This is a genomic window from Micromonospora sp. NPDC049049, from assembly GCF_040649115.1.
Taxonomy (GTDB): domain Bacteria; phylum Actinomycetota; class Actinomycetes; order Mycobacteriales; family Micromonosporaceae; genus Micromonospora.
In genome coordinates this window covers 169,758-185,969 of record NZ_JBEZEX010000014.1, presented here as the reverse complement: position 1 = coordinate 185,969, position 16,212 = coordinate 169,758, and the positions used below count along the sequence as shown (strand labels likewise).

General features: G+C 71.1%; 8 protein-coding genes. 6 read left to right on the top strand and 2 right to left on the bottom strand.

Going from position 1 to position 16,212, the window contains the following annotated elements:
• Nucleotides 1-113 precede the first annotated feature (113 nt).
• Together AB0B68_RS16960 and AB0B68_RS16955 are read right to left on the bottom strand one after the other, a co-directional pair.
• Complete coding sequence (locus tag AB0B68_RS16960) at nt 114-5,729, bottom strand: GH92 family glycosyl hydrolase (protein WP_357260864.1); 5,616 nt, start codon at nt 5,727-5,729, stop codon at nt 114-116.
• Nucleotides 5,730-6,002: 273 nt separating this feature from the next.
• Nucleotides 6,003-7,082, bottom strand: coding sequence for a glycoside hydrolase family 19 protein (locus tag AB0B68_RS16955; RefSeq protein ID WP_357260861.1), 1,080 nt, complete (start codon nt 7,080-7,082; stop codon nt 6,003-6,005).
• Between the two features lie 427 nt (nt 7,083-7,509).
• Between AB0B68_RS16955 and AB0B68_RS16950 the strand changes: the two genes are divergently transcribed.
• The 6 genes from AB0B68_RS16950 to AB0B68_RS16925 all read left to right on the top strand — a co-directional run bounded on the left by AB0B68_RS16950 (nt 7,510) and on the right by AB0B68_RS16925 (nt 16,207).
• Entirely contained in the window at nt 7,510-8,541 is a 1,032-nt protein-coding gene (locus AB0B68_RS16950; protein WP_357208574.1) for a polysaccharide deacetylase family protein, read from the top strand.
• A 96-nt stretch (nt 8,542-8,637) separates the two neighbouring features.
• Entirely contained in the window at nt 8,638-9,597 is a 960-nt protein-coding gene (locus AB0B68_RS16945; protein ID WP_357208435.1) for an acetamidase/formamidase family protein, read from the top strand.
• A gap of 62 nt (nt 9,598-9,659) precedes the next feature.
• The gene (locus AB0B68_RS16940; RefSeq protein ID WP_357260858.1) at nt 9,660-11,078 is read left to right on the top strand and encodes a PQQ-binding-like beta-propeller repeat protein; all 1,419 of its coding nucleotides are present in this window, start codon (nt 9,660-9,662) and stop codon (nt 11,076-11,078) included.
• 73 nt (nt 11,079-11,151) lie between these two features.
• Nucleotides 11,152-12,255 carry a DUF559 domain-containing protein gene (locus tag AB0B68_RS16935; RefSeq protein WP_357260855.1) on the top strand — a complete coding sequence of 368 codons (1,104 nt, stop codon included), beginning with the start codon at nt 11,152-11,154 and terminating at the stop codon, nt 12,253-12,255.
• Nucleotides 12,252-12,965 carry a hypothetical protein gene (locus AB0B68_RS16930; protein ID WP_357198707.1) on the top strand — a complete coding sequence of 238 codons (714 nt, stop codon included), beginning with the start codon at nt 12,252-12,254 and terminating at the stop codon, nt 12,963-12,965. The genes AB0B68_RS16935 and AB0B68_RS16930 overlap by 4 nt, the downstream gene beginning before the upstream one ends.
• A complete protein-coding gene (locus tag AB0B68_RS16925) occupies nt 12,962-16,207 on the top strand; it encodes a DUF87 domain-containing protein (RefSeq protein WP_357198705.1) in 3,246 nt (1,081 codons plus the stop codon). Before AB0B68_RS16930 ends, AB0B68_RS16925 begins: the two co-directional genes overlap by 4 nt.
• Nucleotides 16,208-16,212: the final 5 nt, after the last annotated feature.

The following is a 16,212-nucleotide window of genomic DNA, read 5'->3' as shown; positions in this document are numbered from 1 at the left end:
GGCCGCGGGGTCGTCCCGCAGTCGGCTCTCGCACGCCGTGGCCTGCGCCAACTGGCTCATGCGCAGTGGCCGTGATCACGGCCCGCCCCACGCTGCGTTGTCCCGGCTCGGTGCTAGCCGGTGACGGTGAACGGTCGGGACACCTCGGCGGCCGACGTGGCGCCGTTCAGCGTGACGCTGGTCGCGCCCGCCTTCGCCGCGCCCGGAACGCTGACCGTCGCGCCGGAGATGACGCCGTCACCGTTCGCACGCACGGTGCTGACCGCCAGTCCGGTCCCGAAGGCGATCGTGACCACCTCGTTCGGCGCGAACCCGGAACCGTCGACCATGATCGACGTGCCGCGCGGGCCCGAGGTGGTCAACAGCGAAACCCGCGGCTGGTAGGTCCGCGCCTGCGGCTCCCCGGTCACCTGGACGGTGGCCGTGGCCGGCGTACGCGAGGACGCGCCCGTCGCGGTGACGGCGTACCGGCCGGGTTGCGCGTCACCGGAGGTCGGCACCGAAGCGCGGACCGTTCCCGTCGCGGAGGCCGCGACCTTCATGGTCCGGCCCGGGTCGGTGCCGACGTTGACGGTCACCTGCTCGCCGGCGGCGAAACCGCTGCCGGTGACGGTGATCGCGCCGCCGGTGGTGACGGCGCCGGACGCGGACAGCGCGATCGCCGGCTGCGATCCGCCCCGAGCCACGGTCACGGTGAAGGATTCGGTGCTGCTCGACAGCGTGTCCCACGCGGTGACGCGCACCGTGTAGGTGCCCTCCCGTGCGTAGGTGTGCTGGCCGCTCATCGCACCCGACGCGCCGATCGTCACGTCGTCCGGAACCGTGCCGTCACCCCACTGGACGCGGGCGCGGTAGCCCGTCGTACCGGGAACGCCGCCGGTCACCGCACCGAGGTTCGCCGCGAGGGCCTGCCCGGCGGTGGCCGTCTGGTTCTTCGGGGCGGCGGTCGTCAGCGCCGTGGCGGGCGTGCCGTCGTTGGCCACGGCGAACACGTGGATCCGACCCGCCGAGCGGGGGTCACCGGTCTGCGTCGGCAGGGTCACCGACACCAGCGTCTTGCCCGCCGGAATCTGGTACGGCGCGGTGGCGAAGAGGAACGGCTGGGCGCCGTCGCGGCTCGTGCCCTGCAACCGGTACGCCGTCCGGGTGACGATGACGTTGCCGTAGGACGGCGTGCCGTTGGCGTTGCCGCCCAGCGTCCAGTCGCTCAACTGGATCGGAATGCTGGCCGTGCTGCCGTCGCTGAACGTCGCCGTGCCGGTGGTGCTCTGGTTGCCCTGCGTTCCGGCGCCGATGAACGAGATGCTCTTCGCGTCCTCCGGAAGGTCGAGGACGACGCTCGCCCCGTTGCCGGTGGCGTTGTCCGGCTGCCCGGCCGGGATCACCGGCACTGTGAACCGCAGCGCGGTTCCGGGAACCTGCTGGGCCTGGCCCTGGGTGGCACCACCGGCTGCCAGGGCGGCCCGCGAGTAGGCCCAGGACTTGGCGTCACAGTCCGCGGCCAGGGTGCCTTCGTCGCCGACGCAGACGCTGTCGAAGGCGGCGGTGAGACCGGAGGCCGGGGCGTACGCCACCTCGACGCCGACCGTCGTGGAGCTCTGGGTCTCGCCGTCGGTCACCGTGACGTTCGCCTGGTGGTAGCCGGGCGTGGTGTAGGTGTGCGACCCACCGATGCGGTAGACGGCCCGCGAGCTCAACGTCACGGTGCCCTCGGTGGCCGGCGTGCCGTCACCCCAGTCGATGGTGGCCTGGTAGCCACCGGCGTCGCCGCCGGTGACGGTGGCCAGCGGCACCGAGACGGGTACGCCGGTGGTCGCGTGCACGCCGTCCGCCGCGGTGACGGTGATGTCGCCGCCCCCGAGGTCGAGGTCACCGCCGGCGAGCAGCTCGACCTCGGCGAGGGTGGTCTGCGCGGCGCCGACGGTCTTCGTGACGGCGAGGCGGAACTGCGCGAACCGCCCCGGTTTGTCGATCGAGTACGGGCGGGTCTGGTTGCGCCACGGGAACACCTGACCGGCACGGGAGTCCACTGTGGTCCAGGTGAGGCCGTCGTTGGAGCCCTGCAGACGCCAGTCCGCCGGATCGCCGGCAGCGGCCCCGGACGTGACCGTGTAGTACTTCGGCTTCTGCTTGCCACCACGGAAGGCCCAGGTGATCTGCGGGGTCGCCGAGGCGAAGGTCAGCTGCGTGGTCGACGAGTCGTCGAACAGCTTCGACGCGTCCTGACCGCCGGTCGCGGTCGCGGTGCCGAGACCGGGGCCGGTGACGTCCTGCAACGGCTTGGGCGCCTCGTCGCCCTTGGTGAGCGACGGCGGGGCGTCGTTCTTGCCACTGCCCCACGACGACGGCTTGGATCCCATCTGGAAGTCGATGGTGCCGCCCTTGGCGAGCGTCGCGACATCCAGTGACAGGCCGCGCTGCTTTTTGCCGTTGACCGAGACGCCCTGCACGTAGACGTTCGCCGCGCTGTTGTTCGGCGCGTTGACGACGATGTCGCCGCTGCTGCGGCGCACTGTCATCCTGGTGAACTGCGGCGAGCCGATCGCCCACTCGGACGACCCGGCCTGCAACGGGTAGATGCCCAGCGAGCTGAGGATGTACCACGACGACATCTCGCCGTTGTCCTCGTCGCCCAGGTAGCCCTGGCCGATCTCACTGCCGACGTAGAGACGCCGCAGGATCTCCCGCACCGTCTCCTGGGTCCTGGCGGGTGCGCCGGCGACGTTGTACATGTACGGGATGTGGTGCGACGGCTGGTTGCTCATGCCGAGCTGACCCATCCGCACCGCGCGCGCTTCGAGCATCTCGTGGATGACGCCGCCGTACCCACCGGGGCGGTCGGCGTTCTCCGGAGTCGTGAAGAACGCGTCGAGCTTGTCCCGCAGCGCCTTCTGCCCGCCGTACAGGTTGATCAGGCCCTGACCGTCCTGCTGGGCGGTGAACGCAAAGTTCCACCCGTTGGTCTCGGTGTAGACGCCACCCCAGTCCAGTGGGTCACCGGCGAGGAAGTTGCCGGCGGCGTCGCGGCCCTGGAAGAGCTTCGTCTTCGGGTCGAAGAGGTGGACGTAGTTGCGGGCCCGCTCCAGGAAGTACCGCGACTCCTCCGTGAGCCGGGCACGTTCCGACTTCGGCGTGGCCGGGTCCTTGGCGAGCGCCGCGCCCATGTTGCCGATGCCGAAGTCGTTGATGTAGCCCTCCAGCGCCCAGGACACCGACTCCCCGGTGGACGTCGGCGTGTAGCCGAGGAACAGGGAGCTCTCGATGCCCTTACGCCCGACCGCGCTGCGCCCGGACGCGACGGTCGCGTCCTTGACGGCCGCGTCGTACGCCGCGAGCGGGTCGGGCAGCTTGACCCCGGTGAGGTACGCCTGGGCCAGTGCAACGTTCGCGCTGGTGCCGGTCATCAGGTCGGCGTAGCCGGGGGACGACCAGCGGGCGATCCAGCCGCCGTCGCGGTAGTGCTGGACGAACCCGTCGGAGATCCTGGCGGCGACGTCCGGGTACAGCAGCGCGTAGGCGGGCCACACGGTGCGGTAGGTGTCCCAGAAGCCGTTGTTGACGTAGATCTGCCCGTCGACGATCTTCGCGCCCGTCCGGGTGGGGGTCGCCGCGCCGGTCGGCGCCGAGACCGGGCTCGCGTACTGCCAGCGCGGCGCGGCGGCGGTGCCGGTGTTCTCCGACTGCGAGTTCGGGTAGAGGTTCAGCCGGTACAGGTTCGAGTACATGGTGACGAGCTGCGCCTCGGTGGCGCCCCGCACCTCGACCCGGCCGAGCCGGTCCTTCCAGGCGGCCGTGGCGGCGGCGTGGATCTGGTCGAAGCTCTTGCCGGTGACCTCAAGGTCGAGGTTGCGGCGGGCCTGGTCGACGGAGAGGAACGACGTGGCGAGGCGCATCGTCACCTCCCGCGACCCGGAGATGTCGAAGGTGGCCGAGGTCGCGGCGGACGCCGTGGGCGCCCGGTCGAAGGTGCCGGAGACGAACATCCGGCTCCGACCGGCCGACAGGCCGCTGCCGTTGTCGACCCAACCGGTGAACGTGCCGTCCGTGCCGATGGTGAACGTGCCGTTGTGGAAGACGAGGCTTCCGGTCGGCTGCCCGGTGGGGAAGGTGAACCGCATTATCCCGGCGTGGTCGGTGGGCGACATCTCCGCGACCAGGCCGTTCTGGAGCGCGACCCGGTAGAGGTCCGGCTGCGCCGTCTCGTCGTCGTGGGTGAAGGCGAGCGCACGACTGGCCGGCTGACCGGTGAGCGACCCGCCACCGACGACTGGCATGACCGACATCTGGTTGCGGTCACCCATCCAGGGGCTGGGCTCGTGGGAGATCGCGAGGCCCTGGAGCATGGGCAGGTTGGCCTCGTTGTTCTTCCGGTGGTACTCGTACTCCCACGAGTCGGACGTCGCGTCGGTCACCGGGGTGAAGAAGTTGAACCCGTTCGGTACGGCGGTGATCGGCAGGTTGTTGCCGCGCGAGAAGCCGCCCGTCGAGTTGGTGCCGCGTCGGGTGTCGACGTAGTTGGTGAGCTTCGAGCCGTCGATCGACGCCGGCGCGGCGGTCAGCTCGATGTCGTCGAGCCAACCCTGGAACCGGGTCTCCCCGGTGGCCTGCGGATTGTCGTACGCGAGCAGGATGCGGTCGATCGTCTTGCCGCGTGCGACGGTGCCCAGGTCGGCCTGCACCAGGTTCCACTGGTCGGCGAAGAGCACCTTCGAGGCGCCCTGACCGGCGCCCGTGAGCGGGTAGCCGTGCTGGTCGGCGGCCGAGCGGCCACTCAGGTAACTGCCGTCGGTGAAGTGCAGGTCGACGGCGGTGTACGTGGACGGGTACCGACCGTCCCCGCCGGTGAACTCGGGGAAGATCTTGTACGACAGTCGGGTCTTCGGCCCGACCGGGATGCTGACGTCGAAGAGCTTGTTCGTCGCGTACGACCGGCCGTTGCCCTCGGCGCCGCCGGAGTAGCGCAGCGCGGCCAGTCCGGTGAACCCGACGTCCGGCTTCGTGGTGTAGCCGCCGTTCGGGCCGGCGGTCGCCTCGCTGACCATGGGGGTAGCCGGCGGGCGGACGTCCGAGCCGTCGCTGATGTTCCAGTCGGCGAGCTGCACGAGCGAGTCACCGGAGTTCGCGGTGACGTTGAGCCGGTAGAAGCCGTAGGCGTCCGGGTTGGTGAAGCTGTACGTGTTGGTGGCGAAGCGTCCGCTGAACTTCTCGCCGGCGCGCTTGTCCAGGTCGGTCCAGGTGCTGCCGTCGTTCGACCCCTGGACGACGAAGTCCTTCGGGTCGCGGGTCGGCGCGTCGTTGGCAGCGGTCAGCGAGTAGCGCCGCACTGTCGCCGGCTTGGCGAGCTGGTAGGTCACCCAGCCGCTGGACGCGAACACGAGCCACTTGGTCGACGGGTCGTCGTCGGCGAGGTTCGCGGCGACCTCGCGCGGCTTGTTCTCGTCGCTCGCGGTCACGGCGCTGACCTGGCCGAGCAGGCTGCCCGGCAGGGTGGCGACCTTGCCGCTGAGGTTGGCCTGCACGGGCTTTCCGTTGGGGCCGACCTCGACGGTGCTGGTGGCGGGCTGCGGGTCGGCGGACTCGAACGAGGAGGTGAAGTTGCCGGGGGTGGCGGGGGTGGGGGCGGCGTTCGCCGGGGGCGTGGCGACGAGCAGGCCCAGGGGTAGCAGGGCTGTTGTCGTCGCCGCGATCAGGCGGCGCGAGAGTGGACGCGCAAGGGGGGTGTGCGACATGAGGGACGGAGCCTTTCGACTCGAACCGGGTCGAGTTCGTCGAACGTCTGGGCAGTGTGGAGCGGGTGGTGGGCCGAGCCCTGACATCGTTGTCATGTGAGTTCGTGAGCAACGGGAGTCGGGCCTGTGGACTGCCGCTGATAGTTCCGGGCGCGACACGGCCGTGTCAACGGGTTGGCCGCGCCGAAACGGCAGCCGCCCGCACCGGGCCCGGGCGCCGACGTGCCGGGCCTCGACGCCGTCGGATGACGTACGCCGAGGCCCGGGCACCGATCAGCAGTAGAGGTTGGCTCCGGCGGACACGCCGAGGATGCCGACGAACTGCTGGTACCTGGTGACGCGGCTCTGCACCTGGGCGGGGTTCCCGCCGTTGCACTCGATCGAGCCGTTGATGCTGCGGATGGTCTGACCGAACCCGGCGCCGTTGACCATCGCATTGTGGGCGGTCATGGTGCCCGGCCCGTTCTGGGTCATCCAGTACCAGATACCGGTCTTCCAGGCCACCGCGGCGTCGGTCTGCACCAGCCACGGGTTGGTCAGCAGCGGCAGGTTGAGCGCGTTGCCAGCGGCGTTGTAGTTGAAGTTCCAACTGAGCTGGATCGGCCCCCGCCCGTAGTAGGCGGCCTGCCCGGCGGGACACCCGTAGGACTGGCCGGGGTCGCAGTAGTGCGGGTAGTTGGCGGTGTTCTGCTCGACGATGTGCACGAGCCCGCCGGTCTCGTGGTAGACGTTCGCCAGGAAGGCCGCGGCCTCCTGCCGCTGGACGGTGGCACTGCCGCTCTTCGCGAACGCCGGGTAGGCGCTGAGCGCGGCGATGAGACCGGAGTAGGTGTAGAAGGAGTTGCGACCCGGGAACATCTGGTTGAACTGGGCCTCGGTGACCACGAAGCCCCCCGGGTCGGTGGGCGGCGGGGTGGTCGGTGGTTGGCCACCACAGGTGTACGGCTCCCAGTACCAGGTGCTGACAACGGGGTCGTACCCGGGATTGTCGTGCTCGGCGATGTAGTAGAGGCCGTTGGTGTACCGCACGATCGCCCCGGTGGCGTACCACGTCCCGGCGGCCCAGTTGGGGTAGGCGCAGGTCCCCCCGGTGGGTGGCGTGGTGCCGCCTCCGCACGCGCCGAGGTCCTCCCAGACGCCGGTCGTACCCGGCGGGGCCTCGTTCTGGGTCCACCACTTCGCCCGGTAGTTGCGGCCGTTGTGGGAGACCTGCGCGTCTCCCCAGTAGACGGCCGAGGCCTGCCACGACGCCGAGCAGGCCGCCGCTGACGCGGCGGTGGCCGGGATGATCGCGACCAGTCCGCCGGCGACGATCAACGCGGCCAGCGCGACCAGCGCGCGGAGTCTTGTCATGTGGTTGCTCCTTCCTCGGGCCCCAGTGGCCCGAGATCCGAGCCGGATATCGACGCAAGTGACTCTAACATCATCTGTTCACAGTCTTTACTAATCCATCGCCCTCGGACTACGGCAACTCCGTGGCCGGCCGCCGATACTTCCGATGAATTTCCGGATCACGCTTCTCTCCAATGCTGCGGTTTGCGTCGATCGACTCCCCGGCAGATCAACGTCAGCGCAGTCACAACTGGCCACGGCACGTGCATGCCCCACGAGCCGCCCTGCCCTGTTCCGGAGTGATTCCGGAACTTGTTGACGTGTTCGAATTCTCGCTGTAATACTCCGATCCACTGAGGTCGATGCGACAGCAGGCCGCGATCCACCCACCACCACACCTGTCCGGACTGCGCCGTCCGCCGTCCGGGTCTGCGAGAAGGGGCACCAGATGAGCAGACTTCTCCCCCGCACGGCCCTGTGGTCGAGGCGGTTGCGCGCGGCGCTCGCCGTCCTCGCCACCGCGGTCGCCATGTGCGGCGTCGTCCTCGCCGCCACCTCGACCCCGTCGAGCGCCGCCACCTGCAACGGTTACGTCGGCCTCACCTTCGACGACGGCCCGACCGGCAGCACCAACGCGCTGCTCAACGTGCTGCGCAACAACGGCGTACGGGCCACGATGTTCAACGTCGGGCAGAACGTCCAGAACAACGGGTCGGCCGCACAGGCACAGGTGGCCGCCGGCATGTGGGTCGCCAACCACAGCTGGAACCACGCCCACATGACCTCGATGAGCCAGTCCCAGATGCAGTCGGACCTGTCCCAGACCAGCTCGGCGATCCAGTCGGCGACCGGCAGCCGGCCGGTGCTGTTCCGGCCCCCGTACGGCGAGACCAACTCGACCCTGCAGTCGGTGGCGTCGTCGCTGGGCATGCGCCAGGTGATCTGGGACGTGGACTCGCAGGACTGGAACGGCGCCAGCGTCAGCCAGATCGTGTCCAACGCGAGTCGACTCCAGGCCGGTCAGGTCATCCTGATGCACGACGGGATCCAGAACACCCGCGACGCCATCCCCCAGATCATGGCCAACCTGACCAGCCGCAACCTGTGCCCCGGCATGATCTCGCCGTCCACCGGCCGCGCGGTCGCGCCGGACGGCACGACCCCGCCGACCACCCCACCGCCGACCACCCCGCCGCCCTCCGGCGGCACCTGCACAGCGACCGCCACGACCCCCAACGTCTGGGGCGACAGGTACAACACGTCAGTGACGGTCAGCGGCGCCAGCACGTGGACCGTGGTCGTGGCCATCACCTCGCCGCAGCGGATCTCCACCGTCTGGAACGGCACGGCCACCTGGGACAGCAGCGGGACGGTCATGACCATGCGGTCCAACGGCAGTGGCAACACCTTCGGCTTCACCACGATGACCAACGGCAACAGCAGCGCCCGCCCACAGATCCGCTCCTGCACCTCGGGTTGACATCGCCCAGGTTGAGTCGTGCGCGGTGGGTGCGCCCGGCACCCACCGCGCACCTGGCGATCCGGCGCGCGGACCAGCTGCCACTAGCCTGCACAGATGCGACACACCCTCACCCCGGGGAGTGAGAGCCTGCACGGCCACTTCTCCCCCGATCTCCCGCCCGTGCTCACCATCGACCCCGGCGACACCGTCACCTGTCGCACCCTGGACTGCTGGTGGTCCGCCGGCCCGTACCCCGGCGGGCCGAACCGGGACCGGCCCCGGGTGCCGCAGCACCGCCCCGATTACGGACACGCGTTGATCGGTCCGGTCGCGGTCCGCGGTGCGCGCGCTGGTCAGACCCTCGCGGTACGCATCGACGCGGTCGTCCCGGGCAGCTGGGGAACCACAGTGGCCGGCGGTTGGCCGAGCGAGTTCAACAAGCACTACGGCGTGCAGGATCACCAGGTGGTGCACGCCTGGACGCTGGACCCGGTGACGATGACCGGCCGCAACCAGCACGGGCACGCTGTTCCGCTGCGACCCTTCATGGGAGTGCTCGGCATGCCGCCCGCCGAGCCGGGGTTGCACTCGACGACCCCACCGCGCCCGTGGGGCGGCAATCTGGACTGCCGGGACCTCACCGCCGGCACCACCCTGCTGCTGCCGATCCCGGTGGACGACGCGCTCTTCTCCGTCGGGGACGGGCACGCCGTACAGGGTGACGGCGAGGTCGGCGGCACCGCGATCGAGTGTCCGATGGACGAGGTGACGTTGACCATCGACGTCCGCGACGACTTCCCGGTCACCGGCCCGGTGGCCCGTACCCCCGACGCGTGGCTGACCATGGGCGTCGGCGCCACCCTCGACGACGCCACGTTCACCGCCCTGGACTCGATGCTGACCCTGATGCAGCGACTGCACGGCCTCAGCCGCCCGGACGCGGTGGCGCTGGCCAGCATCGCCGTCGACGTGCGGGTGACGCAGATCGTCAACCAGAGCGTCGGCGCGCACGCGGTGCTCCGCGACGACGCGCTGCGCTGGCCGGACGCCGGTTCTGTCGGGGGTCGTCGTTAACGTGTGGTCACTGTCGCCGCGCCGGCCGGATCGCGCCGCTCGCTGACCCTCGGAGGCCCCCCATGTCCCAGGAGACGACCTACCTCGAACTGTCCGAAGTGGATGGTGCACACAAGTTCTACGAGGTCATCGTCGACAACGCCACGCTGACGGTGCGCTACGGCCGGATCGGCGACCAGGGGCAGGTCAAGGCCAGCGCCTATCCGGACAACGCCCGGGCCCGGGCCGCCGCGGCGAAGAAGATCGGAGAGAAGGTCCGCAAGGGCTACGCGCCGGCGGTCCCCGGCGTGCGTCAGAAGCGCACCGTGTCGCGGCGGCAGATCGTCAGCACCCGCTCCACCGCCCACACCGCCCCGGTGCTCTGGCGCTACGACTCCGGCGCCCCCGCCTTCGGCATCTTCGTCGACGGGCAGCACTGCATGGTCGGCAACGAGCACGGAGTCATCACCACGCTCGACCACAACGCCCAGGTGCGCAGCCAGGTCCGCCTTCCCGACGGGGTCAAGTGCATTGTCGCCGACGACGCCTGGATCTACGCCGGCTGCGACGACGGCAACGTCTACGACCTGTCCGGCAAGGTGCCCCGCGTGGCGTACGCGATCGCCCCGGAGATCGACATCTACTGGCTGGACATCCACGACGGCGTCCTCGGCGTCTCCGACGCCGACGGCGGGATCACCGCGGTCGACCACGAGGACGAGTTCCTGTGGCGTCGCCCCGGTCGCGGGCGTTCGGCCTGGATGGTGCGGTGCGACGACGACGCCATCTACCACGGCCACTCGCGGGGCGTGACCGGCTACGAATGGCGTACCGGCAGCGAACTGTGGCACACCACCACCGGTTCGGTGCTCTTCGGCTGGCAGGAGCACGGCAGTGTGTTCGCCGGGACGGGCACCCGCGAGGTGGTGCGGCTGTCCAAGTCGGGGAGGCTCGACCGCACCTACCGCTGCGACGCCCCGGTCTTCTCCTGCGCCACCGCCGAGGGCGGCGAGTACGTCTTCGCCGGTGACAGCCAGTCCTCGATCTACTGCTTCGACGCGGCCGGCACCCGACTGTGGAAGCTCGGCACCGGCTGCGGCTCGGCGTACTCCATGCAGTACCACGACGACCGGCTCTACGTCGTCACCACCGGCGGCCATCTGGCCTGCATCGACGCGAGCGAGCCGGCGATCCGCGCCGCACAGGCCGGAAACGTGCCCGAGGTACGCGACATCAAGGCCCCCCGCCAGGCGCCCCAGCCGGTGCAACCGACGATCGTCGAGGTGACCAGCGACTCGGGCGCGGGCGTGGTCGTGCAGTGTCGCGACGATCGGGGGCGGCTGCGGGTTCAGGTGCTCTCCGACGGCTACCGGCGCGACTGGTCGGTGCAGTTCCCCAAGGGGATCCGCGAGCCGGGCGCCCGCTATCTGGTGACCGAGGTGCGCGAGTCCAGCCGCGGTGGTTACTACCGCGCGTACGGCGACATCCGCCGGCTGCGCTGAGCGGCGGGCGGGGCCGGGGCCCCTCGCCACCGAGGGGTCCCGGCCGCACCCGGCGCTGTCGTAGGGTGCCGCCATGGCACACCCCGTCCGCCCCGACGGCGACGCCAGCAGGGCCTGGTGGGCTGCCCCGCCGACGGGGCGAGTCAGTCACCTGCCGGGCATCGACCCGGAACTGCTGCGGGTGGCACTCGACCCGTTACCCCCGGCAGCCGCCGCGATGGTGCACTACCGGCCCGCTGTGACGGGTTCTCTCGGTGACCTCGTGGACACTCTGCTCGACCAACTGGACACCGCTGCCCTCGCGATGTTCCCCCGCTGGCTGACGGGGGCCGACCATCTCGACAGCGAGGGCGCGCTCAGTGTGGCGGCGGTGCGGGCACTCGCGGCCCGTACCGCCGCCCGCTCCCGGCACTTCGGCCCGTTCCTGGCCGACCTCGCCGAGCGGGGGCTGCGCGGCCCGCGCCGCCCCGCCGGCCGGTCCCGCTTCGCCCCGGGGGTACGTGCCGCCGGGCTCGCCCGGGTGATCTCCGGCGCGTACGACCGGGAGAGCTGCGTGCTGGTGGTGGCCCTGCCCGACCTGGACGCCGACGCCGAGCGGACGCTGGTGGCCACCGCCGAGTGGCTCGTGCGGCACGGTGGCTTCACAGTGTGGTTGGCCGGCGGGCCGTTGCGCCACGCCGACCGGGTGCGCGCGGTGCCGATGCCGGTGCCGTCGCGGTTCACCGGTCTGGCCGGCACTACCGAACGGCTCCCGGCCACCGCCGCCGAGCCGGAGTCGACGGTGCTGGCCTGGCCCCCGATCGCCGGCGTACCCCGCGGTGACAGCCCCGCCGAACAGGCGTTGGAACGCGCGCTCGCGCCGCACGACTGGGCGCGGGGCCGGCTGTGGAACCAGACCTACGAGTGGCACGTCCTGGCCGCGGCGTACCGTCTGGATCTGTTTTGGCCCACAGAGGGTCTTGCGGTCGAGGTGGACGGCCCGGAGCATCGTGGGCGAATCGCTTTCGCCAACGACCGGCGGAGAGACGTGCAGCTGCAACTCCTCGGGCTGGACGTGCTCCGCTTCACCAACGAGCAGGTGCTCACCGACGCGCCGGCGGTGGTCGACGGGATCCGTCGGCTGCTGGTCCGGCGACGTGCGGGCGGCACGCACCCCCACGGAGATGAGACATCATGACGAGCCCGGCGGACGTCCCGCACCTGACGCCGAACCAGATCAACGCCCTCGTGGTGCTGATGGTCGAGGCACGCCGACTCACCAACGTCGAGCTGAAAGAGCTGGCCGGTTTCACACTGACCGGCAAGGACAACACGAAGCTCGTCGACCTGGGCCTGGTCGACACCGATCGGACGCACCGGCCGTTCGCCCACGAGCTGACCGAGCAGGGCTGGCGGGTGGCACGTCAGCTGCACACCGCCGCGCCGCCGAAGGCGGGTGGCTCGACGACCCGGTCCCTGTTCGTCGTCCTGTCCAACCTGCACCGTTCGCTGGACCGGCTCCGGGTCAGCCACGGCGACTTCTTCAAGCAGACCGGGGCAACGGCCACCGTCAACGAGCCGCGACCCGAAGCACCGGCACCCACTGTGAGGGCGACCGCCGCACCGGCGGCACCGGTGTCCGCTGCGGAGGTGGAGGCACTGGTCCGCTCGGCGTACCGGGATCTGGCCACCGCGCCGGGCGCGTGGGTCGGCCTCGCCGACGTCCGCGACCGACTCGCCGACACCGACCGGGCCGCCCTCGACGCGGCGTTGCGGGCGATGGTCGGCCGAGAGGACGTCCGCATCATCCCGGTGGCGAACACCAAGTCACTGACCGCACGGGACCGGGCTGCGGCCGTGCGCATCGGGAACGAGGACAACCACGCCCTGGCGATCGGCCCGGCATGATCTCGGAAGACCATCGGGCCGCGCTGGACGCGGTCAGTCTCAACCCGGCGGTCACCCCGGACGACGTCTGGCGACCCAGCCCACACAACGTGCCGGAGCTGCACGAGAAGGTGGCCGCGGAGATCCTGCGCGGGGTGGCGCGGGCCCGCACCGACGACACGAGCATGCCGCTCGGCGTGGCCATGCAGGGCCGCGCGGGTGCCGGCAAGACGCACCTGCTCGGGGCGGTCCGCGAACGGATCCAGGGCGACGGCGGCTACTTCTTCCTGGTCGACATGGTCAGTGGCAAGACGTTCTGGGAGAGCGTGGCCCTGGCCCTGGTGGAGGGGATGGGCCGCCCCCACGTCGGCTGGGGCACCCAGTTGAAGACCTTCCTGCGTCGACTCACCCCCCAGCTCGGCCTGCCGGTGGAGGTGCGCGACGCGGTCGCCGGCACCCGACCGGTGACCCGTGCGCACCTCGACACCTTCATCTGGGCGCTGCGCGAGCGCGATCGGGAGGTCGGGCGGGACGCGCAGGACACCGCTCGGGCGCTCGTCCTGCACGGCGCCATCGACTTCGAGGCACAGGACGTCGGTTACGCCCACCTGATCTCCGAACCGGGTGACCCGGTCGCACGAGCGGCGTGGGGACTGAGCGCCGCGATCCGCACCCCCCAGCAGGTCGTGCAGGACATCTCCCGGCTGATGGCCCTGACCCTGGACCCCACTGTCATCGCCGTGGACCAGCTCGACACGCTGTTCGCCCAGACCAGCACCTCACTGCTCAACCAGCATCAGGGTCTGGAGGACGGCCAGGCCAAGGTGCTCGGCCCGATCGCCGACGGCCTGCTCAAGCTCCGCGACATCACCCGCCGCACGCTGGTCGTCGTCTCGTGCCTGCCGGACACCTGGGTGCTGATGACCCGCACCGCGCCCACCCCGGTCGCCGACCGCTTCCGTACGGCGCACCTGCCGGACCGGATCCCCACCCCGGAGATCGGACAGGCCATCGTGGCGAAGCGCCTCGCCGCCGCCTACGCGGGAATGTACTTCGGGCCACCGCACCCCACCTGGCCGATCGCCCCCGCCGCCTTCGCCGACGCACCCACCCTGACGCCACGCGCCCTGCTCCGACGGGTGGACCGCCACATCGCCTGGTGCCGTGATCGCGACGACGTGATCGAGCTGGATCGGCTCATCGACGGCGCCGACTCGACGCCGACCGTCAGCACCGCCCGTGGCGCCTCCGCCGATCCGACGACGGACGAGCGCCGCCTGCACGAGTTGGACGCGCGGTTCGTCGAACTGGTCGAGGCCGCGGACGTGTCGGCCGCAGTCGACCCGACGGGCGAGGACGAGCACATGCCGCCGCTGCTCGCCGCCGGCCTCGCCGCCTGGATCGCCGAGCAGGCGCCGACCGGCGCCACCTACAAGTACGATCCGCCGCCCGGCCGTAAACCCGCGCTGCACGGGCGGCTCATCGAGGTGCTCGACGAGGCCACCGAGAACGAGGCGCACTGGTGCTTCCGGGCCATCGCGCACCCCAATGCCATCGCCGTCACCGCCCGGGTCAAGGCCGCCTGCACCCTCGCCGGGTTGGACCGGGACCTGCCACAACGGCGGCTGATCCTGCTGCGCAACGGTCCGTGGCCGACCGGGAAGCGTACGACCGAGGTGTTGACCGGCTTCGACGCGGCCGGCGGCCTGCGGTGTGCCGTGTCGGAGGCGGACCTGCGGGTCTTCGCGGCCCTGCGGGTGATGGCGGCCGAACCGTCCACGGCCCTGCAGGAGTGGCTGGTGGCCCGCCGTCCGGCCAGCGGCACCGAACTGTTCCGCGCGGTCCTGCCCGGGCCCGACGGGACGCGCGGCGGCGCCCAGCCGCCGACGCCCGACGACGAGCCGCCGTCCGGTGGTCCTGAATCTGACCCGTCGCAGGTGTCGGAGGCCGACGCTCCCGCCGATGTGTCGACCGGTGCGGTGGCCGAGCCCATACCCGCTGACCAGGCCGACCTCGTGGTCGGCGAGGGCGGTCGGGCGGTCGGGCTGGGCCGGACCGTCGACGGCGCTCACCCCTTCACGGTTCCCCTGGAGTCGCTGCGTCGCCACGCCGTCGTGTTCGCCGGGTCCGGCTCGGGCAAGACGGTGCTGATCCGCCGGCTGGTCGAGGAGTGCGCCCGCGAGGGGGTCTCCGCGATCGTGCTCGATCCCAACAACGACCTGGCCCGGCTCGGCGACCCGTGGCCCGACCCGCCGGCCGGCTGGGGCCCCGGCGACGCCGAACGCGCCGCCGACTACCTCGCACACACCGAGGTGGTGGTGTGGACGCCCCGGGTCACCGCCGGTCGGCCGCTGAGCTTCCAGCCGCTGCCCGACTTCACCTCCCTGCGGGACTGGCCCGACGAGTTCGACCAGGCCGTCCGCTCCGCCGTGGAGGCGCTCGCGCCACGGGCGGGCGTGGACCGCTCCGGCCGGCTCGCCCAGCAGGGCAAGGCCGTGCTCACCGAGGCACTCCAGGCGTACGCGCGGAGCGGGATGGTCGGCCTGCCCGGCTTCACCGAGTTCCTCACCGATCTGCCCGAGGGGGTCAGTCGGCTGGCCCGTGCCGGGAAGCTCGCCGAGGAGTTGGCCGAGGCGCTCAAGGCGGCGATGGTCACCGATCCGCTCTTCGGCGGGGTCGGCGCGCCGGCCGACCCGGGGTTGCTGCTGACGCCGTCGGCGGGGAGGCGGGCCCGGGTTTCGGTGATCAGCTTCGTCGGCCTGACCTCCGACCAGGAGCGGCAGAGCTTCGTCAACCAGTTGCAGATGGCGCTCTTCGCGTGGATCAAGCGGCACCCCGCCGGTGACCGGCCGCTGGGTGGGCTGTTCGTGATGGACGAGGCGCAGACGCTCGCGCCCTCGACCGGCACCACCGCCTGCACCGCCAGCTCGATCGCGCTGGCCTCGCAGGCCCGCAAGTACGGGCTCGGGCTGGTCTTCGCCACCCAGGCGCCCAAGGGTCTGCACAACCAGATCTCCGGCAACGCGACGACGCAGTTCTTCGGGCTGCTCAACGCGCCGGCGCAGATCGACGCGGCCCGCCAGCTCGCCGAGGCCAAGGGCGGGCGGCTGCCGGACATCGGCCTGCTCAACAGCGGCGAGTTCTACGCCGCCGGGGAGGGGTTCTCGTTCGTGAAGGTCCGTACCCCGCTGTGCCTGACGCACCACCCGAAGGCGCCGTTGACACCCGAGGAGGTCGTCGCCCGTGCCCGCCCGGCTGGGTAGCCTGG

What these genes read in the sequence shown, in the direction of transcription:
- AB0B68_RS16960 (WP_357260864.1), bottom strand. Translation starts at nt 5,729, where the DNA reads ATGTCGCACACCCCCCTTGCGCGTCCACTCTCGCGCCGCCTGATCGCG.
- AB0B68_RS16955 (WP_357260861.1), bottom strand. Translation starts at nt 7,082, where the DNA reads ATGACAAGACTCCGCGCGCTGGTCGCGCTGGCCGCGTTGATCGTCGCC.
- AB0B68_RS16950 (WP_357208574.1), top strand. Translation starts at nt 7,510, where the DNA reads ATGAGCAGACTTCTCCCCCGCACGGCCCTGTGGTCGAGGCGGTTGCGC.
- AB0B68_RS16945 (WP_357208435.1), top strand. Translation starts at nt 8,638, where the DNA reads ATGCGACACACCCTCACCCCGGGGAGTGAGAGCCTGCACGGCCACTTC.
- AB0B68_RS16940 (WP_357260858.1), top strand. Translation starts at nt 9,660, where the DNA reads ATGTCCCAGGAGACGACCTACCTCGAACTGTCCGAAGTGGATGGTGCA.
- AB0B68_RS16935 (WP_357260855.1), top strand. Translation starts at nt 11,152, where the DNA reads ATGGCACACCCCGTCCGCCCCGACGGCGACGCCAGCAGGGCCTGGTGG.
- AB0B68_RS16930 (WP_357198707.1), top strand. Translation starts at nt 12,252, where the DNA reads ATGACGAGCCCGGCGGACGTCCCGCACCTGACGCCGAACCAGATCAAC.
- AB0B68_RS16925 (WP_357198705.1), top strand. Translation starts at nt 12,962, where the DNA reads ATGATCTCGGAAGACCATCGGGCCGCGCTGGACGCGGTCAGTCTCAAC.